This is a genomic window from Streptomyces sp. NPDC107498, from assembly GCF_055582805.1.
The window spans coordinates 145,304-166,401 of sequence record NZ_JBVJPE010000017.1; the positions used below are offsets into that span (position 1 = coordinate 145,304).

Consider the following 21,098-nt stretch of genomic DNA (forward strand, 5'->3'; position numbering starts at 1 on the left):
GAACAGGGCGAACAGGCGGACGAGGAGCGGTCACAGTGCAGCGCTGGCGTGGCTTGGAGGACATCCCCCAGGACTGGGGGCGCAGCGTCGTCACCATCGGCTCCTACGACGGGGTGCACCGCGGACACCAGCTGATCATCGGACGTGCCGTCGAGCGCGCCCGGGAGCTGGGCGTCCCCTCCGTCGTCGTCACCTTCGACCCGCACCCCTCCGAGGTCGTGCGGCCCGGCAGCCACCCGCCGCTGCTCGCCCCGCACCACCGGCGCGCGGAGCTGATCGAGGAGCTCGGCGTGGACGCGGTGCTGGTGCTGCCGTTCACCGCGGAGTTCTCCCAGCTGTCCCCGGCCGACTTCATCGTCAAGGTGCTCGTCGACAAGCTGCACGCGAAGGCCGTCATCGAGGGCCCCAACTTCCGCTTCGGGCACCGGGCCGCCGGCAACGTCGAGTTCCTGACCGAGCTCGGCGCCACGTACGACTACGAGGTCGAGGTCGTCGACCTGTACGTCAGCGGGGCCGCCGGCGGCGGCGAGCCCTTCTCCTCCACCCTCACCCGTCGCCTCGTCGCCGAGGGCGACGTGGTGGGGGCGGCCGAGATCCTCGGGCGCCCGCACCGGGTCGAGGGCATCGTCGTCCGCGGCGCGCAGCGCGGCCGTGAGCTCGGCTTCCCGACGGCCAACGTCGAGACCCTGCCGCACACGGCGATCCCGGCGGACGGCGTCTACGCGGGCTGGCTGACGGCGGCGGGGGAGCGGATGCCGGCGGCGATCTCGGTCGGCACGAACCCGCAGTTCGACGGCACGGAGCGGACGGTCGAGGCGTACGCGATCGACCGCGAGGGGCTCGACCTGTACGGGCTGCACGTGGCCGTGGACTTCCTGGCGTACGTCCGCGGCATGCTCAAGTTCGACACGCTGGACGACCTGCTCCAGGCGATGGCGGGGGACGTGAAGCGGTGCCGTGAGCTGACGGAGGAGCACGACCGGGGCTGACCGGACCCTCCGCCCCGCGACCGCGCCCGGCGGGGGTGCGCTTCCGCCATCCGCCGTGTGGGCAATCGTCCCGCTCGAGCAGGGGGACCCCCTCGTCCAGCGGAACGATTGCCCACAACGGGGGGCGCAGTCCACAACGGGTCCCGGCGGGCGCTGCCCGCAGCGGGACGGGTGCCGCCCGCGCCAGGGGCGGCTCAGGTGTTTCGTGCGGTCCAGTGGCACGCCACCGCCCGCCCCCCGCCACCCCCCAGGACCGGCAGGTCCTCGCCCCGGCAGCGGTCCGCGACCGCCGTCGCCTCGCCCGAGGCGAGGAGCTGGCAGCGGGCGTGGAAGCGGCAGCCGGACGGGATGCGGGACGGGTCCGGCGGCTCGCCGGTCAGCACCACCGGGGCGCCCTCCGACTCCGGAAGCACCGACAACAGTGCCCGCGTGTAGGGGTGCTGAGGATCCGTCAGGACGGACTCCACCGTGCCGGTCTCCACGACCCGGCCCAGGTACATCACCGCCACCCGGTCCGCGATGTTCCACGCGAGGCCCAGGTCGTGCGTCACCACGAGCGCGGACAGGCCCAGTTCGTCGCGGAGCCGCAGCAGCAGCGCCAGGATCTCGCCCCGCACGGACGCGTCCAGGGACGCCACCGGCTCGTCGGCGACGATCAGTTCGGGCTCCAGGACGAGCGCGCCCGCGATGACCACGCGCTGCCGCTGGCCACCGGACAGCTCGTGCGGGTACCGGAGGAAGAACCGCTCCGGGGGGCGGAGGCCCGCCCGCGCGAGGGCCTCGCCGACGGCCGCCCGCTCGTCCCCCGCGTACCCGTGGATCCGCAGTCCCTCCGCCACCGCGTCGTACACGGTGTGCCGGGGGTTCAGCGAACCGCTCGGGTCCTGGAGGACCAGCTGCGCCCGCTTCCGGTAGGCCCGGAGCGCCCCGGAGGAGTACGCGAGCGGCTGCCCGTCGAAGGCGACCGCCCCGGACGTGGGCCGGACCAGGCCGAGCAGGGAGCGGGCCAGCGTCGTCTTGCCGCAGCCGGACTCGCCGACCAGGGCCACGATCTCGCCGGCGCCGATGTCCAGGTCCACGCCGTCCACCGCGCGCGCGGGCGGCGCGCCCCGCCGCCCGGGGAAGGTGACGTGCAGTCCGCGCGCCGACAGGAGGCTCATGACGTGCTCCCCACGTGTACGCAGGCGGCCCGGCGTCCCGCGCCCGCCGCCCGCAGTTCCTGGTCGTGCTCCGCGCAGGCGTCCACCGCCACCGGGCAGCGCGGACGGAAGGCGCAGCCGCCGGGCAGGTCGCCCGGGTCCGGCGGGTCGCCCGGCAGGCCGCGCGGCGCCCGCCGGGACGCCGGGTCGCCGATGCGCGGGAACGCCGAGGACAGCGCCCGCCCGTACGGGTGCTCGGCCGCCTCGTACACCGCCCGCGCGGGCCCCTCCTCGACGACCCGTCCCGCGTACATCACGGCGAGCCGGTCGCAGGTGTCGGCGAGGACCGCCAGGTCGTGACTGATCATCAGGAGGCTGATGGACTGCTCGGCGACGAGCCGCTCGATCAGCCGCAGGATCTGCGCCTGGATCATCACGTCGAGCGCGGTCGTCGGCTCGTCCGCGACGATCAGACGCGGATCGCAGGCCAGCGCCATCGCGATCATCACGCGCTGCCGCTGCCCGCCGGACAGCTCGTGCGGATGGGCGGCGGCCCGGGCCGCCGGAAGCCCGACGTGTTCGAGCAGCTCGCCGACCCGCCTGCGGGCCGCCGCCGGGGTCGCCCGACCGTGCACGAGCAGCGGCTCGGCGATCTGGTCCCCGATCCGGTGCACCGCGTTCAGCGAGTGCATCGCGCCCTGGAAGACGATCGACGCGCCCGCCCAGCGCACGGCCCGCAGCCGCCCCCACGACATGGCGAGGACGTCGTCGCCGTCGAGCAGGATCTCGCCCTCGATCCGTGCCGAGGCCGGAAGCAGCCGCAGCAGCGCGAGCGCGAGCGTGGACTTGCCGCACCCCGACTCGCCGGCCACGCCCAGCTTGGTGCCCGGCTCCAGGGTCAGGTCGACCCCGCGCACGGCGGGCACGGCGGTCGCGCCGGAGCCGTACGTCACCTTGAGGCCCCGCACCTCCAGGAGGCTCATCGCCCCACCCCCAGCTTCGGGTTCAGTACGGATTCCACGGCCCGGCCGCACAGCGTGAACGCGAGCGCGACCAGGGCGATCGCGATCCCCGGCGGGGCCAGGTACCACCAGTGCCCGGAGGAGACGGCGCCCGCCTCCCGGGCGTCCTGGAGCATCCCGCCCCACGACACCACCGTCGGGTCGCCGAGGCCGAGGAAGGCGAGGGTCGCCTCGGTGAGGATGGCCGTCGAGATGCCGAGGGTGGTCTGCGCGAGGACCAGCGGCATCACGTTCGGCAGCACGTGCCGGGTCATGACGTGCCGGTGGCCGCCGCCGAGCGCGGTCGCCCGCTCGATGTACGGACGGGACTCCACCGCGATCGTCTGCGCCCGCACCAGGCGGGCGGTGGTGGGCCAGGAGGTCACGCCGATCGCCAGGACCACCGTCCACATCGACCGGGACATGACGGTGGCGAGGACGATCGCGAGCACCAGCGTCGGCATCACCAGGAACCAGTCGGTGATCCGCATGACGACGGTCGAGAACCAGCCGCCGTAGTGCCCGGCGATGACGCCCACCAGGGTCCCGATGGCGACCGAGAGGACCGCCGCGAGCAGGCCGACGAGCAGCGAGATCCGGGCCCCCCAGATCAGCAGGCCGAGCAGCGAGCGCCCGAACTGGTCGGTGCCGAGCGGGAACTCGGCGCTCGGCGGCTCCAGGGCCGTGCCCGGCGCCCGGGTCACCGACTGCACGTCGGAGCCGACGACCAGCGGGGCGGCGAGCGCGAGCAGGGCGATCAGGGCGAGGCCGGCGAGACCGTGGAGACCGGCCCGGTGCGTGCGGTAGCCGCGCCAGAAGCGGGCCGCCGTGTGCCGTCGGCGCTCCCATGCGAGGGAAGTCGTCGGAGAGGTCATCGGCCCACCCGGGGGTCGAGCAGCGGATAGAGCAGGTCGGCGATCAGGTTCATCAGGATCATCGCTCCGGCGAAGACCACGAACAGGCCCTGCACGAGCGGCAGATCGGGCACGCTCAGCGCCTGGTAGAAGAGGCCGCCGAGCCCCGGCCAGGAGAACACCGTCTCCACCAGGATCGAACCGGCCGCCACGTGGCCCAGGTTGATGAAGATCATCGTCACGGTCGGCAGGAGCGCGTTCGGCACGGCGTGCCGGCGGCGCACGGCGTCGTCCCGCAGCCCCTTCGCCCGTGCCGTCGTCAGGTAGTCGCCGCCCATCTCGTCGAGGAGCGAGGAGCGCATCACGAGCAGCGTCTGCGCGTAGCCGACCGCGACGAGCGTGACCACCGGCAGGACCAGGTGGTGGGCGACGTCCAGGACGTACGCGAAACCGGTCTCGCCCGTGCCCGACTCCATGCCGCCGGTCGGGAAGAGCCCCGGGACCGGCCCCATGCCGACCGAGAAGACGATGATGAGGAGCAGCCCGAGCCAGAAGGAGGGCACGGACCACAGGGTCAGCGCGATGCCGGTGTTCAGCCTGTCGCCGAGACCGCCGTGCCGCCAGGCCGAGCGGGTGCCCAGCCACAGGCCGAGCGCCGAGTAGATCACCACGGCGACCCCGGTGAGCAGCAGCGTCGCCGGGAGCTTCTCCGCGATGAGGTCCCCGACGGGGGCGCGGAACTGGAACGAGGTGCCGAGGTCGCCGCTCAGCGCCTTGGCGCAGTAGTCGGTGAACTGCTGCCACAGCGGCAGGTCGAGACCGAACTGCCGCCTCAGCGTGGCGAGTTGCTCGGACGAGGTGGGCAGGCCGTGGGTCATCGCCTTCACCGGGTCACCGGGGATGATCCGGAAGAGGAAGAAGCTGGTGACCAGGACGGCGAGGAGCGAGACGAGCGCGCCGCCCAGCTTCCCCGCCGCGTGGCGGAGGTAGCCGAGGGAGGAACCGGTGCGGGGTGCGCCGTCCGTGACGCGGGCCTTCTCGGCCCGCGTCACGTCGGCGGGGGTGCTTGCCGTCGTCACGTACTACTCGCGGTCGTCGGCGGTGGAGCGGCGGCGCAGTCCGAGGAGGACGCCGACGCCGACGACGACCACCGCGGCCACGGCGATGCCGATGACCACCCCGGTGGACGAGCCGCCGTCGGAGTCCTCGGACCGGGCCGCGGGCACGGCCGACCACCAGCTCCAGTAGCCGTCCTGGCCCCACAGGTTCCCGGCGGCCTCGGGCATGGTCGTGATGGACCTGATCTGGTCCGTGCGGTACGCCTCCAGGGCGTTCGGGTAGGCCATGACGTTCATGTACCCCGTGTCGTACAGCCGGGACTGCATCCGCTTCACCAGATCCGCCCGCTTGGCGGCGTCGTACTCCACCGCCTGCCGCGCGTAGAGCCCGTCGAACTCCTCGTCGCAGATGAAGTTGTCGGTGGCGCCGGAGTCCTTCGGGGTCGCCGGGAGCGTGCCGCAGGTGTGGATGGAGAGGACGTAGTCCGGGTCGGGGTTGACCGACCAGCCGTCGAAGGCGAGGTCGTAGTCGCCCTTGACCCAGGGGTCGGAGACGCTGTCCAGGCACTCGACCTCCAGGCCGATGCCGAGCTTGCCCCACCACTCCTGGAGGTACTTGCCGACCGCCTTGTCGTTCGGGTCGGTGGCGTGGCAGAGGATCCGGAAGTCCAGCGGCCTGCCGTCCTTGCCGACCCGCTTGCCGGCGGCGTTCTTCCGGTAGCCGGCGGCGTCGAGGACCTTCTCGGCCCGCGCCGGGTCGTAGGCCCGCTCCTGCGCGGCCCCCGGCTTCCAGAAGTACGAGCCGAAGCGAGGCGGGATGTACCCCTCGCCCTCGACGGCGTGGCCCTGGAAGACCTTGTCGACGAGGGTCGCGCGGTCGACGGCGAGGAAGAGCGCCTTGCGGACCTCGGGGTCGAGCAGCGCCTTGTGCCCGTTGCCGAAGGTCTTCCCGTCCCGGGCCTTGGCGCCCGGGTTGGTGGCGAGGGCGTAGAAGCGGCGGCCGGGAGCGTCGTTGACCTTGATGTTCTTCTGGGTCCTCAGCGCGGCCGCCTGGGCGGGCGTCAGGTTCGGCACGAAGGACACCTCGCCCTTCTGCAGGGCGGCGACGGCGGCGTCCCCGTCCTTGTAGTACTTGAAGACCAGCTCGTCGAACCGGGGGGCGCCCCGCCAGAACTTCTTGTTCGGCTTGAGCCTGACGTACTGGTCGACCTTGAAGTCCGTGATGACGAAGGGGCCGTTCCCGACGATCGGGAACTCCTTGTCGTTGTTGAACTTCGAGAAGTCGGTGACCTTCTCCCAGACGTGCTTCGGCACGATCGGCACGTCGAGGGCCGTCATCGTCGCCTGCGGCTTCTTCAGCCGGATGACGAGGGTCTCCGGGTCGGGGGCGGTGACCTGCGCGAAGTTCGCGGTGAAGCTGCCGTTGGCGGTGGCGGCGTTCGGGTCGGTCATCATCGTGCGGAAGGTCCAGGCCGCGTCCTCGGCGGTGGCCCGCTGCCCGTCGGACCAGGTCGAGTCCTTGCGGATCGTGTACGTCCACGTCAGCTTGTCGGGCGAGGACTTCCAGGCGGTCGCCAGGCCCGGCACCGTGTGGGCGTCCTTCGGGTCGTAGTTCGTGAGGTACTCGTACGCCAGCCGGTGGATGCTGGTCGAGGTGAGCTTCTGGGCCAGGAACGGGCTCAGCGAGTCGATGCTCTGCGAGACGGCGACCGTGAGGGTGGTGCCGCCGGACTTCTCGTCCTCCGCCTGCGCGGTGCCGGGAACGACGGCGAGGGAGCCGGCGACGACACCGGTGGCGAGCAGCAGGCGGAGCGCTCTGCGGGCGGGGGCGGGGCGGGGTGGAACCTTCGTGACCATGACCATGGGACGTGACCTCGCGTCGGAGTTACTGTCGTGGATCTTGGGCTGACGATGGGTGAAGCGAAGGTGTATCAGCGGTGGTCTGCCGTCGTCAACGATCCCTCAAACCCCTTGTGGACTGCGGGAACGCCATGAGGCTCCGTATCGGTGAACCGATACGGAGCCTCATTGGTCTATTCCTGTGACGCCCTACTGCTGAGGGGCTGGCGGTGCCTGTGGAGGACCCTGCGGGTCGGCCTGCGGGGGCAGCGGCTGCCCCGGTCGGCCCTCGTTCCCGTCCTGCGGCTGCTGCCAGGACTGCGGCACCCCCGGCTGACCCGGCTGACCGGGCTGCGGCGGGTGGGGCGCGCCCGCCGGGGGCCCGTACGGCTGACCGGGGGCGGGCCGGCCGGGGTCGAACTGACCCGGCATCGGGCCGGGCGCCTGTCCGGGCATCTGCCCCGGCATCGGCTGCCCGGGCCGGGGGTGACCCGGCTGGGGCTGCCCCGGCTGGGGGTAGGGCTGCTGACCGGCCTGGGGCTGCGGCTGACCCGGCTGACCGGGCTGCGGCGGGTGGGGCGCGCCCGCCGGGGACCCGTACGGCTGACCGGGGGCCGGCTGGCCGGGCGCGAACTGGCCGGGCGCGAACTGGCCGGACACCTGGCCCGGCATCGGCTGTCCCGGCATCGGCTGACCGGGCTGCGGGTAGCCCTGCGGCGGGTACGGCTGCCCCGGTACGGCCTGACCGGGCATCGGCTGGCCCGGACCCTGCTGACCCGGCATCGGCGGGGCCATGTGCGGGGGCGCGGCGCCCTGGCCGTCCCCGGTCCACAGCCCCTGCGCCTGCTGCGCCCGTACGAAGTCCTCGGCCACCATCGCCGAGAGGTGGAAGTACGCCTCCCGGGTCTTCGGCCGCATCATGTCGAGGTCCACCTCGGCGCCGGCCGCCAGGTGCTCGTCGAAGGGCACGACCACGACACCGCGGCAGCGGGTCTGGAAGTGCTGCACGATGTCCTCGACCTTGATCATCTTGCCGGTCTCGCGGACTCCGGAGATGACCGTGATGGAGCGCTGCACCAGGTCCGCGTAGCCGTGCGCGGAGAGCCAGTCCAGCGTGGTCGAGGCGCTGGAGGCGCCGTCCACGGAGGGCGTGGAGATGATGATCAGCTGATCGGCGAGGTCGAGGACCCCGCGCATGGCGCTGTACAGCAGGCCCGTGCCCGAGTCGGTGAGGATGATCGGGTACTGCTTGCCGAGGACGTCGATCGCGCGCCGGTAGTCCTCGTCGTTGAAGGTCGTCGAGACGGCCGGGTCCACGTCGTTGGCGAGGATCTCCAGACCGGAGGGCGCCTGCGAGGTGAACCGGCGGATGTCCATGTACGAGTTGAGGTACGGGATCGCCTGCACCAGGTCGCGGATGGTCGCCCCGGTCTCGCGCCGCACCCGGCGGCCCAGCGTGCCGGCGTCCGGGTTGGCGTCGATCGCCAGGATCTTGTCCTGCCGCTCGGTGGCGAGGGTCGCGCCGAGCGCGGTGGTCGTCGTGGTCTTGCCGACACCGCCCTTGAGCGAGATGACCGCGATCCGGTAGCAGGAGAGGACCGGCGTCCGGATCAGGTCCAGCTTCCGCTGCCGCTCCGCCTCCTCCTTCCTGCCGCCGAGCTTGAAGCGGTTGGCGGCGCCCGGGTTCCGGCTGGACTTGGGCTTCTGCTTGTTGTTGCGGAGCAGTCGGTCGGAGGAGAGCTCGACGGCCGCGTTGTACCCGAGCGGGGCGCCCGGCACGGACCGCTCCCGCTGGTCGTGCGTCACCGGCGAGGGCCACGCGGCACCGGTCCGCGGATCCACCGGCGGCTGACCGTCGTACGGCGCCTGCGGGGCCTGCGGGGGCACGGCTCCCGGGTGCGGGTATCCGTAGCCGGCCGGCGCCTGCGCCTGCGGCGGGACGCCGCCGGGCACTCCGGGCTGCTGCGGGTAGCCGTAACCGGCCTGCTGCGGAGGCGTCCCGGGCTGCGGGAAGCCGTAACCGCCCTGCGGCGCCGGGGGCTGGGGGGTCTGCGGGGCCTGCGGGTAGCCGTAGGCGCCGGGCGCCTGGGGCTGGGCCTGCGGCGGCACGGGACCGGGGGCGCCGCCGGGCGCGGGTGCCTCGGGGGCGGGCCAGGCGGCGGTGGGCGGCAGCGGCGCGGCCGGCGGCACCGGCTGGGCGCCGGGCGCGGGCTGCGCGGGCCACTGCTGAGCGGGCTCGGGGGCGGCCGGCTGGAAGGACGGGGGCAGCGGGGGCAGCCCGGCCCCGGCCTGCGGTCCCCCGGCGGGGTACGGCGCGGGGTACGGGGTGCCGGGGAAGGACCCCGGAGCGGCGCCGGCCTGCTGCGCGGCGGTGTCGTACGGACCGGGGGCCGCACCGGGACCGAAGCCCTGCGGCGCGTCGGCGGCCGGCTGCGCGGCGGGAAGCGGGGCGGCGGCGGGAGCGGCGGAGGCCTCCGTCGCGCCGCCGGTCCCGGAGCCGGGCTCGGTCTCCGTCCCCGTCTCCGCGGCGGGTGCGGCAGGCTCGTCCTCCGTGCCCGCGGCGTCGTCGGCGGCTTCGGCCCCGGTCGCGTCGGCGGCCTCGCCCTTCTCCACGTCGTCCGGGCCGTCGGCACTCGCAGAGCCGTCCGCGCCGTCCGACGCACCCGACTCGTCCGACGAGCGCGGCGCCTCGGCGGCGTCGGTGCCCGTCGCGCCGGCGGACCCGCCGGGAGCGGCGGGGGATTCCTGGACGGTGTCCGTCGGGCCGCCGGGCTCGACGGACCCCTCGCCCGCGGCGGGCTCCGCCGCCTCGTCGGCGACGGGCGTCGCGGAGTCCCCCGCGGTCTCCGGCCGTTCCGCCGAGCGCTCGGCGATCTCGCGCTGGAGCTGGGCGGGGGAGAAGCGCATGGTGGAGCCGCTCTCGACGTCCCCGCCCCCGAACGAGGCCGCGGGCGCGGCCGCCACCGGCGCGGGCGCCGGGACGGAAGGCGCGGCGGCGGGCGACGGTGCGGCGGCGGGCGACGGTGCGGCGTCGGACACCGGCGCGCCCGGCACCGGCGTGCCGAAGGGCGCCGCCGGCTGCCCGGGCACCGGCGCAGCAGGCGGGAACGACGGCGCGGGAACGCCGGCCGCAGGGGTGCCGGGACCGGGCGTGACGGCCACCGGCGCGGCGGCCGCGGGCGCACCCGGCGCGCCGTACGGAGGCAGCCCCGCCGGAGGCACCGCGCCGCCCGGCTGCACCGGGGCGGGGGTGACGGGCGCGACCGGCTCGACCGCCGGAACAGGAGCGGGAGCCGCCGGCGGTGCGACGTTCCAGCCGGGCTCGAAACCGCCGCCCGCCGGGAGGCCCGGCACGGCGACCGGCGCTCCGCTCGGCGGCGGGGGAGCGACACCGCCCGTCCCCGTACCGCCCGACGCGTTCTGCGTGTACCAGGCGGGCGGGGTGTAGTCGATGGTGAACTCACCCGTCATCTCGGCGGGATCCGCGTCGGACTGATCGTCGGCGGGCGGATTCCAACCCCCGTGGATCTCGTCGCGATCGCCGTTCACTTTGCCTCCTGGTGTGGTCGAGCACCCTTGTGCCGTTGTGGGCGGGGCCCTTCCACCCTAAACGCCGTGGGGCGCGCCGGGGCAGGGCCGACGGCCCCTCCGCGCCCGCCTCCGCGAACCCTTCCGGGCCCCAAGTGGCCCGGCCGCGCCGCAGAGTGAGAACCCCCACCGTTCAAAACGATGCAAAAACGGACGTACGTGAACGGCCCCGTGCCATGGGGCCGCCGCTCGACCGCTCAGTCCATCCGGCGGGCGCCGCCCAACAATCCGGTCTCGGCGTCCGTCGCCTGGGTCATCACGAACTGGCGGTCGTTCGGCGTGCACCAGAGGGTCACCCCGTCGGCGAGCGTGGACAGCGCCTCGTGCTCGTTCCGGGGCAGGCTCATGATGCGGCCGATCTGGGCCGCCTCGTCCGGGGACACCCGCTGGACGCCGACCAGGGAGGACTTCTCCAGGAGGCGGGGCGCGACCGGGCTCAGATAGGGCAGCAGCGTCACCACGGACTGCCAGGGCGCCGACACGACGCGGCCGCGCGGCGGCCGCATGCCGCAGTCGCGCACCACGACCACCGGACTGCCCGCCGAGGCGCCCTGCGGCGGCACCCGGCCCACGTCGTGCAGCGTGATGCACGGCTGCCCGCCGCCCGCCGCCTGCGCCAGGGTCGTCCACGCCTGCGCGCGGCCGGTCTCGACCGCCACCCGGGCGCCGGTCGCGGCCGCCCGCAGGGCCAGCACCTGCGCGGTCCACAGACCGCCGATGAGGGTGACGTCGTACGGGACGGGCCGGTTGATGCCGAGCACGGCCGGGCGGCCCTCGGCGTCCACGCCGATCACCATGCCGTCGTCGCCGACCGGCAGGGCCAGCGCCTCCAGTTGCTCCACGGGGACGGAGTGCCGGTCGCGGCGCGGCCCGACGAGCCCGAAACCGAACCGGGGACGGGAGGTCCGCCCCGTACGCCGGGCGGAAGCCGTGCCCGGGGCGGACGACGTGCCGAAGGAAGCGGTGGACATCAGCGCGCACCCCCCAGCGGAAGCGTCGCCAGGATGCCGGGCACCTGTTCCCGGTCGAGCCGTACCAGCCCCGTCCTCACCCCGCGCGCGGCACGCTCCAGCTCGTGCCGCGCGACCACCAGTTCCTCGTCGCTGCGTCCGGTGATCCGCACGTGCCCGGTCACCGTCACCTCCTGCCGGTCCCCTCCGCTCAGCGTCAGGCTGAACGTCGTCGCGAGCGCGGGCAGCGAGGTCAGCAGGGCCACCAGCTGCGGCATCGACGCGCCCGCGCCGCCGCTCCGGCCGCCCAACTGGGGCCAGCGCCCCACCCAGTACGTCGTGTGCCGCCGGTCGTCCACCCGCCAGGTCCGCGCGGTCTCCTGGGTCCGGCGCCCCTGCGCCTGGCCCCGGCCCGCCTGCGCGATCGCCATCGGGCTGGCACAGCTCGACGTGGCGAGCGCCGAGGTCAGCTCCTGCTCCGTCAGCACGCTCGCCCGGAACCCGGCGCCGGCCAGCCGGCTCGCCAGCTGGTCCGCCGCGCGCACCACGCACTTCTGGGCGCCGGTCATGCCGCCGCCGCGCGCGGCGACCGCCTCCGGGCAGAGCTCGGGGTCGAGCTTGAGCGCGATCCAGGTGATGCGCACCGCGGGCGAACCCGTCTGCGCCTGGAGCGGCCCGTAGTTGCGGGCGGCCATCGACTGCGCGGGCAGGTGCGGGGCGGGCGCCGGCTGCGTGTGCTGCACGATCTGCGCCGACTCCAGCCGGATGCCGTCCACGCTCAGCACGTCCCGGACGAGCCCGACGGGCAGCGGCTTCGCCGCCCGGTCCGGGCGCAGCGCCGTGCCGTCCGACTCGACCCGCAGGACGGCGGTCAGGAAGGTGCCGTCGCCGACCATCCCGACCGGACGCCGGTCGCGGTCGCTGTACGCGTAGGTCCGCAGCGCCGGATCGCACTCCACGAGCGGCGCGAGCCCCGGCTCGGTGCCCTCCGGCACCGTGAGCGACGCGGCCCGGCGCGAGCGGGCGCGCAGCGCGAGGAAGGTGCCGAGCCACTCGGGCAGCGAACGCCGGTGCCGGCGCACCACGGCGAGCAGGACGAGCACGACGGCGAGCACGCCCGCGGGGACGAGCAGCATCGGCTCGACGACCCAGGCGAGGAGCAGCAGCGCCGCCGCCACCTCGATCAGTACGAGCTGTTGCAATCGGAACGAACCGAAGTGTCCCGGACGGGCCTGGAGCCGCGGTGCGACCGCGGGGACGGGACCCGTGGACGGGGGTGTGGAGGCAGCGGCCGCGGCGGGCCGCCTCCGCCTCACGGAAGCCATGATGGAGAATCCCCCTCAATTCGTCCCGATGACCCTGGCCCGCCAGGGCTTTGGCGGCCGGATCACCCTACCCGCCCCACGAACCCCACGGGACAGCAGGCATAGTAGGGGGCCGGTCCGAAGGCCGGGGCCCGGGTGTCACCACCCCGGAGCGCCGCGCGAAGATCGCGCCTGACGAGAATGGGGACTCATGGCATCGCGGCGGGACGAGCTCAACGCGTACACCTTTGCGAAGAAGCGCACGGTGGCGGCATTCCTCCAACCCTCGCCCTCCGGTACGGAGGAGGGGGCGCCGAAGCCGCTGCGCGCGGTCCTCCCCGGCCTGATCGTCTCCGCGCTCGTCGTCGCCGGATTCGGCGCCTGGGGCATGTTCAAGCCCACCGCCCCCAAGGGCTGGGACACCCCCGGCACCCGGGTCATCGTCGGCAAGCAGTCGACCACCCGGTACGTCGTCCTGGAGACCGGCAAGGGCAAGGACAAGAAGACCCTGCTCCACCCCGTCCTCAACCTCGCCTCCGCCCGACTGCTGCTCAACCCCGACCAGTTCCAGGTCATCCAGGTCGACGACAAGAAGCTCGACGAGGGCAAACCGCCGCGCGGGCCCATCCTCGGCATCCCGTACGCCCCCGACCGGCTGCCCGTCGCGGAGGACGCCGGCACGGAGAAGCGCTGGGCCGTCTGCGAGCAGCCCGGCGGAGGCAGGGGCGCCAGCGTCCAGAAGGCGACCTTCCTCCTCGCCCAGCGCGACGCGAAGCGGACCGAGGGCGACAACCAGCTGAAGAACGGGCAGGTCCTGTACGTCAAGGGCCAGAAGGGGAACGCCCAGTTCCTCGTCGACCACACCGGCACCAAGTACCCGGTGAAGTCCGACCGTCCCGGGCTCCTCACCGCCCTCGTCGGCCTCGGCAAGGAGCCGCAGGCCGTCACCGACGACTGGCTCGCCACCCTGAAGACCGGCGACGAGGTCGACTTCCCGCACATCGACGGCACGGTCGGCGACTCCGCCGGCATCCCCGGCAACACCCTCACCGGGACCGAGAACCGGATCGGCATGGTCCTCCTGGCCCAGACCGGCTCCGGCCCGCAGTACTACGTCGTGCTCGCCGGCAAGGTCCAGCCCGTCACCCCCTTCACCGCCTGGCTCCTCATCAACTCCCCGGAGACCGGCAACCTCGACATGGACGGCAAGGCCACCACCGTCGACGCCTCCTCCTTCGTCCCGGACCCCACCGTCTTCCACGCCGGCGTCCGCTGGCCGACGCTGAAGTCCACCCAGGTCAACGCGGCCACCGGCGAGGGCGCCCGCGACACCGTCTGCAGCGTCCTCACCGACGTCGACGAGAAGGGCGACACCACGCTCACCACCTGGGCCGGCCCCGAGTACCCCGCCGACATCACGGCCGGCGGCACCAGCACGTACGTCACCCCCGGCACCGGCCTGCTCTACACCCAGATCCAGGGCAGGCAGAAGACGCCCGACGGCTCCCTCTTCCTCGTCACCGACACCGGCCTGCGGTACGCCGTCCAGGCCAACGGCGACAGCGACTCGGCCCGCTCCGAGATCGGCGCCGGCGAACAGAAGCAGACCGACGGACGACCGGAACCCAGCGACGCCCAGAAGCGTCTCGGCTACGCGAAGGTCATGCCGGTCCTCGTCCCGATGGAATGGTCGGAGTTCCTGTCGAAGGGGCCCCGGCTCGACACCAACAGCGCGCGCCAGCCGCAGGGTTCCTAGGAGGTGACACCGGTGACGACGACGTACCGCACGGCCGCCCTGCTCGCCGCGGGCACCCTCACGGCCCTGCTCGCCGCCCCCGCCGCGGCCGCCCCGGCTCGCCACGACGGCCCGTCCCTCGACGGCAGCGGCGAGTGCACCTTCCCCATGAAGAAGCAGATCGAGGGCATCCCCTGGCCGCTCCAACGGGTCCTCCTCGACGAGCTGTGGCAGGACACCAAGGGCAAGGGCGTCCGGGTCGCGGTCATCGACACCGGGGTCGACGACGTCAACCCGCAGCTGCGCGCCGCCGTCGACGCCGCGTCGGGCAAGGACTACCTCAAGCCCGACAAGGAGAACCCCTCCTTCGGCGACGACAAGCGCGGCAAGACCGACGGCACCGTCGACGAGGTCGGCCACGGCACCAAGGTCGCCGGCATCATCGCCGCCCGCCCCCGCAAGGGCACCGGCTTCGTCGGCCTCGCGCCCGAGGCCACGATCATCCCGATCCGGCAGAACGACGAGAAGAACAGCGGCAAGTCCGACACGATGGCGCAGGCGATCGACCACGCCGTCCTGAAGGGCGCGAAGGTGATCAACATCTCGCAGGACACCACCCAGCCGCTGGGCCCGGAATCGCCCATGGCCAAGGCGGTGGCCCGGGCCGTCGAGAAGGACGTCGTCGTCGTCGCCTCCGCCGGCAACGACGGCATGGACGGGGCCCTCAAGAAGACCTACCCGGCCGCCTTCCCCGGCGTCCTCGCCGTCGCCTCCTCCGACCGGAACAACGAACGCGCCGCCTTCTCCCAGTCCGGCCCCATGGTGGGCGTCGCCGCGCCCGGCGTCGACATCGTCTCCACCGTCCCCGGCGGCGGCCAGTGCGTCGACAACGGCACCAGCTTCTCCGCCCCGTACGTCGCCGGCGTCGCCACCCTGCTCCGCGCCAAGTACCCGAAGTGGAGCGCGGCCCAGATCGTCACCCGGATCGAGCAGACCGCCGTCCGCTCGGTCAACGGGCGCGACGACCACGTCGGTTGGGGCGTGGTCGACCCGGTACGGGCGCTCGCCGACCTCCCCGGGACGCCCGCCTCCTCGCCCGTGCCCGACCCGGGCCCGCCCAGACCGCCGGCTCCCGAGCCGGCCCGTCTGGCGCTGTCGGAGACGCCCCAGGAGCGCTCCGAACGGCTCGCCACCTACACGTTGGGGATCGGAGGCGTCCTGGTGGCCGTGGTCGCCGGGACGGCCACCGTGATCCGCGACAGCCGCCGCAGGAGGGAGGCCCGATGACGCGCGTACCGGTCAAGTATCGGGTCCTTCCTTTGCAGTTGGAACTGCCGCCGTCAATGGCTACAGTGACCGCTGGGGGCACGGCAGTGCGAACCCAGCACGGGGGCGGCATCAGAAGATTCCCGTCCGCATCACGACCGGATGGCCCGACGGCCGGTCCGTCGCAGCCACCGAAGGAAGAAGGGGCAAGATGTCGAAAGACCTGAACGTAACCAGTGCCGAACAGATCAAGCTCGCCGGCCGGATCCAGGACTTCTCCGACGAGCTCCAGTCCCGCATCACCTCCCTCAACGGCGTGGTGGACCGCGTCCAGGCGGGCTGGCAGGGCGCTGCGAGCAAGGAGTACGACCGGGTCCAGAACGACCTGAACCAGCGTCTGCGCAGCATGCGCGCCGAGCTCAGCAAGCTCGAGGAGATCATGCGCATGAGCGCCGACGGGTTCTCGCAGGAGGAGGAGGACCGCATGCGGTCCTTCCGCCAGATGGACAGCGGCTCCGGCGGCGGCGCCTCCGGTGGCCAGAGCGCCATCCTCGGCGTCTGAGCCGTCCGACCCGACCAGTCCTCCGCGCCACTCTCACTTCAGGAGTCATCACCATGACCACTGCGGTCAATTACGACACCGTGACGCAGGCGGCGGCCGACACCCGCCTGACCTCCACCACCCTCACGCAGAAGCTCGACGACCTCATGGCCGAGGTCAACCGCGTCGCCTCCAACTGGGAGGGCGAGGCGAAGATCGCCTACCGCGAGAGCCAGGACCGCCTGACCCGCGACATGGCCGGCATGAACCAGGACCTGGCGCGCATCGCCCAGCTCCTCGACGACTCGGTCGTGGGCTACCAGGACACCGACAAGGGCAACGCGGCTCGCTTCCGCATGATGTGAGTCCGCCGACCCGGGTCCGCGCTCGTCGTGAGACCTGGTGAACACGCGTGAGGGGGTGGCCCGTTCGACGGGCCACCCCCTCACGCGTACCCCTCACCGCAGGTCGAACTCGCCGTCCCTGGCGCCCAGGACGAACGCGTCCCACTCGGCCTTCGTGTACCGCAGCACCGTGTCCTTGTCGAGCGACGAGCGCATCGCCACCGCGCCCTCGGGCAGCCGCGCGATCTCCACGCGCTCCTCGTCCGGGCTCGTCCCCGGCGCGCCCTGCCACTCCACGCCGGAGATGTCGAGCGCGTACAGCTCGTCCTTCTGACGCTGCTTCTCGGCGGCCAGCGCGGCGTCCGCGCTCTCGGCGGCGGTCTCGTGGGCGTCGGTCATCGGCGCAATCCCTTCGCGGTGGTACGGCGGTCCCTCCCACAGTAGTGGGAGGGACCGCTCCGCTCGGGGCCGTTCCGGGAGCTCAGTGCTGTTCCGGCAGCCAGCCCAGCTGCACCAGCGGCGTCCCGCGCTTGCGCGACACGAACGTGCCCCGGCCCGGAGGCATCGGCCGCGCCCGGACGCCGCCCAGGATGTCGCCCTCCTGCGGATCGCCGGAGAGGAGCACGCCCTGCGCGCCCAGCTCCCGCATCCGCTGCATGAACGGCTCGTACATCGCGCGGGAGGCGCCCGCCTGGCTGCGCGCCACGATGAACCGGATGCCGACGTCCCGCGCGAACGGCAGGTTCTCCACCAGAACGGCCAGCGGATTGCCCGAGTTGGTGGCCACCAGCTCGAAGTCGTCCACCAGGACGAACAGTTGCGGACCCGACCACCAGCTGCGGTCGCGCAGCTGCTGCGGCGTGATGTCGGGCTTCGGCGCCCGCTTCGTCATCACCGTGTTGATCGCGTCCATGTGCATCTGCATGGCCGAGGCCATCGGCGCGTACTCCAGGAGGTGCGAGGGCGCCACGGCCTCCAGCATCGTCCGCCGGTAGTCGCCCACCACGATCCGCGCCTGCTCCGGCGAGTACCGCTCGCACAGCTGCTTGGCGATCAGCCGCAGCAGCGCCGTCTTGCCGGACTCGCTCTCGCCGAAGATCAGGAAGAACGGATCCGACTCGAAGTCGACGAACACCGGCTCCAGGTTCGTCTCGTCGATGCCGATCGCGATGCCGTGCTGCGGGTACTCGAAGCCCTTCGGCAGCTGCTCCGCCGGCAGCCTGCGCGGCAGCAGCCGCACCGCCGGCGCCGGGGCCCCGGTCCAGCTCGCCTTCACGGCCTTCACGAACGCCGACGTGCCCTCCGCCAGGTCGGCGGCCGAGCTCGACCCGTCGATCCGCGGGAGCGCCCCCATGAAGTGCAGCTTCTCCGGCACCTGGCCACGGCCCGGCACCCCGGTCGGCACGTTCGCCGCGACCTTGCGGTCGAACTCGGAGTCCATGACGTCCCCGAGCCGCAGTTCCAGCCGGCCCAGCATCTGGTCCTTGAGCGCCGCCCGCACCTCCATGTACCGGGCGGCGGTGATCACCACGTGGATGCCGTAGCCCAGGCCCCGCGCCGCGATGTCGGCGACGATCGGCTCCAGCACGTCGTAGTCGTTGCGGAAGCCGCCCCAGCCGTCCACGATCAGGAACACGTCGCCCCAGGCCTCGCCCGGCAGCTCACCCGCGGCCCGCTTGCGCCGGTAGGTCGCGATCGAGTCGATGGAGTGCGAGCGGAAGAACTCCTCCCGCCGGTTCAGGACGCCCATGACCTCCGCGACCGTCCGGCGCACCCGCTCCGGGTCGAGCCGGGACGCCACCCCGCCGACGTGCGGCAGGTCGGCCAGCGAGACCATGCCGCCGCCGCCGAAGTCCAGGCAGTAGAACTGCACTTCGGCCGGGGTGTGGGTGAGCGCGAAGGAGGAGACCAGCGTCCGCATGATCGTCGACTTGCCGGATTGCGGACCGCCGACCACCATCATGTGGCCGGCCGCGCCCGAGAAGTCCCGGTACAGCACCTCGCGCCGCTGCTCGAAGGGCTTGTCGATGAGGCCGAGCGGCACCGTGAGCCCGCCCTGACGCGTGTACTCCGTCGCCGTGAGCCCCCGGTCCGCCGTCTGCGCGAGCCCCGGAAGCAGCTGGTCGAGCGAGGGCGCCTGGTCGAGCGGCGGCAGCCACACCTGGTGCGCCGGCACCCCCTGGCCCTCCAGTCGCCGCACGATCACGTCGAGGACCGTGTCCGCGAGCGCGTCGTCCTCCTCGGCGCGCTGCGCCGTCAGATAGGCCGGGTCCGGCGCCGCGTACACCACCGGCACCGGCGCCGCCGTGAACAGCGCGGGCCGCCGCTCCACCGGCAGCTGCCCGATCTCGAGGCGCGGCCCGCCCGTCCGGTACGTCCCCGACACGTACGCCGCCTTGAAGCGGGTCATCTCGTCCGTGCCGAACTTCAGATAGCCCGAACCGGGCACCGACGGCAGGTGGTACGCGTCCGGCACGCCGATCGCCGTCCGCGACTCCGCCGCCGAGAAGGTCCGCAGACCGATCCGGTACGACAGGTACGTGTCCAGGCCCCGCAGCTTGCCCTCCTCCAGGCGCTGCGAGGCGAGCAGCAGGTGCACGCCCAGCGAGCGGCCGATGCGGCCGATCTGGATGAACATGTCGATGAAGTCCGGCTTGGCGGTGAGGAGCTCGGAGAACTCGTCGATCACCAGGACCAGCGAGGCCAGCGGCTCCAGCGGGGCCCCCGCCGCCCGCGCCTTCTCGTAGTCGTGGATGTTCGCGTAGTTGCCCGCCGAGCGCAGCAGCTCCTGGCGCCGCTGGAGCTCGCCGCGGATCGCGTCGCCCATGCGGTCGACCAGCGTCAGGTCGTCCGCGAGGTTGGTGATGACCGCCGCCACGTGCGGCATCTGCGACATGCCCGCGAAGGTCGCACCGCCCTTGAAGTCCGCCAGGACGAAGTTCAGCGTCTCCGAGGAGTGCGTCACCGCCAGACCGAGGACCAGCGTGCGCAGCAGCTCCGACTTTCCGGAACCCGTCGCACCGACGCACAGGCCGTGCGGGCCCATGCCCTCCTGCGCCGCCTCCTTCAGGTCCAGCATGACCGGCTGGCCGTCCTCGCCGACACCGATCGGCACCCGGAGCCGCTCGGCCACCGACCGGGGTCGCCAGGTCCGCGTCACGTCCACCGAGGCCGCGTCGCCCAGGTTCAGCAGGTCCGTGAAGTCCAGGTTGGCGAGCAGCGGCTCGTCGTCGTCCCCGCCGCCCGTCCGCAGCGGCGCCAGCTGCCGGGCCAGCGCCTCGGCCGCCGGCAGCGAGATGCCGTCCGGCAGCCCCTCGTACGCGAAGCCGCCGCCCGACTCCAGGCGCAGCCGGCCGGGCCGCACCACCACCGAGAGACCACCGCGCGGCTCGTCGAGCTCACCGGAGACGACCTCCACGATCGTCACGCCCTGGAGGCCCTCGGGCGCCGCGAGCAGCGAGTCCGGCGGCACCATCCCGCCATCCAGGACCACCACCACGTGCGGCTGGTCGAGCACCGGCTGGCTCTCCCGGGAGAACCGCGTCCGCCCCTCCAGCTTCGCGCGGACCAGCTGCTCCAGCTCACCGAGGTCGTCGCCGAACAGCCGCTTCGTGCCCGCCCCGTCGACCTGCCCGGGAACCTGCGTGTGCGGCAGCCACTTCGTCCAGTCCCAGCGCTCCTGCGCCGGCCGCGCCGCCACCACGGCGAGCATCAGGTCCTCGGGGGAGTGCAGCGTCACCAGCTGCGAGACCAGGGCCCGCGCCGCCGCCTGCGCCGACTCCGGGTCGCCCGACACCGTCACGTGGTAGAAGGCCCGCATCGAGACCGCCATCGGCAGCCCGTCCAGCGTGCCGTGCACCGCGAGGAACTGCTGCATCGCCCCCGCGCACAGCGGCTCCAGCTCGTCCACCGGAGCCGTGTCCGGCGCCACCAGGGGAGTCGCCAACTGCTGTGCCCCGAGGCCGATCCGCGCCTGTCCGAAGTCGTGGTCGCCGACCCGGCGCTCCCACACCCGGGACCCCTCGGCCACCACCGACCACAACTGCTCGGGAGCGGGGTGCAGATACAGCTGCGCGTCCCGCTGCTTGCGGGCGGTGCGCCGGACCGTACGCCGGGTCTGCGCGAGGTATTTGAGGTAGTCGCGGCGGACATCGGCCATTTGCCCCTGCGTACCGCGCCGGAATCTGACGAACTGGGCGACGGCCATTCCGGCCGTCGACACCAGCATCAGCGTGCCCATGATCCGCATGATCGGCGACGGCGTCATGAAGAAGAAGACGACCGACGAGCCCATGCCGAGCATCGGCAGGAGCTGCATCAACGCCGACTCCTGCTGTCCCCGCGGAAGTTCCGGCGGAGACTCCAGGACCAGCTCCTCACCGGGCACTTCCGGAGGAAGGGACCTCGGCGGGCGTTTGACGACGATCTGGCTCACCGGCGCATCAATCCCTCGTTGGAGGCGGGCTCGTGGCGGGAGCATCCGCACGCCA

Annotated in this window: 15 protein-coding genes; 5 read left to right on the forward strand and 10 right to left on the reverse strand. The window is 73.2% G+C overall.

The genetic code is table 11. From position 1 onward, the window contains the following. The first annotated feature begins 35 nt into the window (after positions 1-35). Positions 36-989, forward strand: coding sequence for a bifunctional riboflavin kinase/FAD synthetase (locus ACZ66Z_RS27035; RefSeq protein WP_469937955.1), 954 nt, complete (start codon positions 36-38; stop codon positions 987-989). Positions 990-1,183: 194 nt separating this feature from the next. Here ACZ66Z_RS27035 and ACZ66Z_RS27040 read toward each other — a convergent pair whose 3' ends face one another. From ACZ66Z_RS27040 to eccE, 8 genes are all read right to left on the reverse strand, one after another. Beyond that, positions 1,184-2,149 (reverse strand): ABC transporter ATP-binding protein, encoded by a 966-nt coding sequence (locus tag ACZ66Z_RS27040; RefSeq protein WP_469937956.1) that lies wholly within the window; start codon positions 2,147-2,149, stop codon positions 1,184-1,186. Next, positions 2,146-3,111, reverse strand: a complete 966-nt coding sequence (locus tag ACZ66Z_RS27045; protein ID WP_469937957.1) for an ABC transporter ATP-binding protein — start codon at positions 3,109-3,111, stop codon at positions 2,146-2,148. Before ACZ66Z_RS27045 ends, ACZ66Z_RS27040 begins: the two co-directional genes overlap by 4 nt. Further along, positions 3,108-4,004 (reverse strand): ABC transporter permease, encoded by an 897-nt coding sequence (locus ACZ66Z_RS27050; RefSeq protein WP_469937958.1) that lies wholly within the window; start codon positions 4,002-4,004, stop codon positions 3,108-3,110. Before ACZ66Z_RS27050 ends, ACZ66Z_RS27045 begins: the two co-directional genes overlap by 4 nt. Next, positions 4,001-5,062: an ABC transporter permease gene (locus ACZ66Z_RS27055; protein WP_469937959.1), complete on the reverse strand. Its 1,062-nt coding sequence runs from the start codon at positions 5,060-5,062 to the stop codon at positions 4,001-4,003. The genes ACZ66Z_RS27050 and ACZ66Z_RS27055 overlap by 4 nt, the downstream gene beginning before the upstream one ends. 3 nt (positions 5,063-5,065) lie before the next feature. Continuing rightward, complete coding sequence (locus tag ACZ66Z_RS27060) at positions 5,066-6,898, reverse strand: ABC transporter substrate-binding protein (RefSeq protein ID WP_469937985.1); 1,833 nt, start codon at positions 6,896-6,898, stop codon at positions 5,066-5,068. Between the two features lie 192 nt (positions 6,899-7,090). Then, the gene (locus ACZ66Z_RS27065) at positions 7,091-10,429 is read right to left on the reverse strand and encodes an SCO5717 family growth-regulating ATPase (RefSeq protein ID WP_469937960.1); all 3,339 of its coding nucleotides are present in this window, start codon (positions 10,427-10,429) and stop codon (positions 7,091-7,093) included. A gap of 236 nt (positions 10,430-10,665) precedes the next feature. Next, a complete protein-coding gene (locus tag ACZ66Z_RS27070; protein WP_469937961.1) occupies positions 10,666-11,439 on the reverse strand; it encodes a hypothetical protein in 774 nt (257 codons plus the stop codon). Then, a complete protein-coding gene (eccE, locus tag ACZ66Z_RS27075; protein ID WP_469937962.1) occupies positions 11,439-12,743 on the reverse strand; it encodes a type VII secretion protein EccE in 1,305 nt (434 codons plus the stop codon). Before eccE ends, ACZ66Z_RS27070 begins: the two co-directional genes overlap by 1 nt. A 190-nt stretch (positions 12,744-12,933) precedes the next feature. On the opposite strand from eccE, the gene eccB reads away from it, so the two are divergent. The 4 genes from eccB to ACZ66Z_RS27095 all read left to right on the forward strand — a co-directional run bounded on the left by eccB (position 12,934) and on the right by ACZ66Z_RS27095 (position 16,629). Continuing rightward, positions 12,934-14,478, forward strand: a complete 1,545-nt coding sequence (eccB, locus tag ACZ66Z_RS27080) for a type VII secretion protein EccB (RefSeq protein ID WP_469937963.1) — start codon at positions 12,934-12,936, stop codon at positions 14,476-14,478. Between the two features lie 12 nt (positions 14,479-14,490). Then, positions 14,491-15,744: a type VII secretion-associated serine protease mycosin gene (mycP, locus tag ACZ66Z_RS27085; RefSeq protein WP_469937964.1), complete on the forward strand. Its 1,254-nt coding sequence runs from the start codon at positions 14,491-14,493 to the stop codon at positions 15,742-15,744. 190 nt (positions 15,745-15,934) lie between these two features. After that, entirely contained in the window at positions 15,935-16,285 is a 351-nt protein-coding gene (locus ACZ66Z_RS27090; protein ID WP_469937965.1) for a WXG100 family type VII secretion target, read from the forward strand. Between the two features lie 53 nt (positions 16,286-16,338). Further along, positions 16,339-16,629, forward strand: a complete 291-nt coding sequence (locus tag ACZ66Z_RS27095) for a WXG100 family type VII secretion target (RefSeq protein WP_469937966.1) — start codon at positions 16,339-16,341, stop codon at positions 16,627-16,629. Positions 16,630-16,722: 93 nt separating this feature from the next. On the opposite strand, the gene ACZ66Z_RS27100 is transcribed toward ACZ66Z_RS27095, so the two are convergent. Next, the gene (locus ACZ66Z_RS27100; protein WP_469937967.1) at positions 16,723-17,007 is read right to left on the reverse strand and encodes a DUF397 domain-containing protein; all 285 of its coding nucleotides are present in this window, start codon (positions 17,005-17,007) and stop codon (positions 16,723-16,725) included. A gap of 82 nt (positions 17,008-17,089) precedes the next feature. Further along, positions 17,090-21,043, reverse strand: coding sequence for a type VII secretion protein EccCa (eccCa, locus tag ACZ66Z_RS27105; protein ID WP_469937968.1), 3,954 nt, complete (start codon positions 21,041-21,043; stop codon positions 17,090-17,092). Positions 21,044-21,098: the final 55 nt, after the last annotated feature.

What these genes read in the sequence shown, in the direction of transcription:
- ACZ66Z_RS27040 (WP_469937956.1), bottom strand. Translation starts at nt 2,149, where the DNA reads ATGAGCCTCCTGTCGGCGCGCGGACTGCACGTCACCTTCCCCGGGCGG.
- ACZ66Z_RS27045 (WP_469937957.1), bottom strand. Translation starts at nt 3,111, where the DNA reads ATGAGCCTCCTGGAGGTGCGGGGCCTCAAGGTGACGTACGGCTCCGGC.
- ACZ66Z_RS27050 (WP_469937958.1), bottom strand. Translation starts at nt 4,004, where the DNA reads ATGACCTCTCCGACGACTTCCCTCGCATGGGAGCGCCGACGGCACACG.
- ACZ66Z_RS27060 (WP_469937985.1), bottom strand. Translation starts at nt 6,898, where the DNA reads ATGGTCACGAAGGTTCCACCCCGCCCCGCCCCCGCCCGCAGAGCGCTC.
- ACZ66Z_RS27070 (WP_469937961.1), bottom strand. Translation starts at nt 11,439, where the DNA reads ATGTCCACCGCTTCCTTCGGCACGTCGTCCGCCCCGGGCACGGCTTCC.
- eccE (WP_469937962.1), bottom strand. Translation starts at nt 12,743, where the DNA reads ATGGCTTCCGTGAGGCGGAGGCGGCCCGCCGCGGCCGCTGCCTCCACA.
- eccB (WP_469937963.1), top strand. Translation starts at nt 12,934, where the DNA reads ATGGCATCGCGGCGGGACGAGCTCAACGCGTACACCTTTGCGAAGAAG.
- ACZ66Z_RS27090 (WP_469937965.1), top strand. Translation starts at nt 15,935, where the DNA reads ATGTCGAAAGACCTGAACGTAACCAGTGCCGAACAGATCAAGCTCGCC.
- ACZ66Z_RS27095 (WP_469937966.1), top strand. Translation starts at nt 16,339, where the DNA reads ATGACCACTGCGGTCAATTACGACACCGTGACGCAGGCGGCGGCCGAC.
- ACZ66Z_RS27100 (WP_469937967.1), bottom strand. Translation starts at nt 17,007, where the DNA reads ATGACCGACGCCCACGAGACCGCCGCCGAGAGCGCGGACGCCGCGCTG.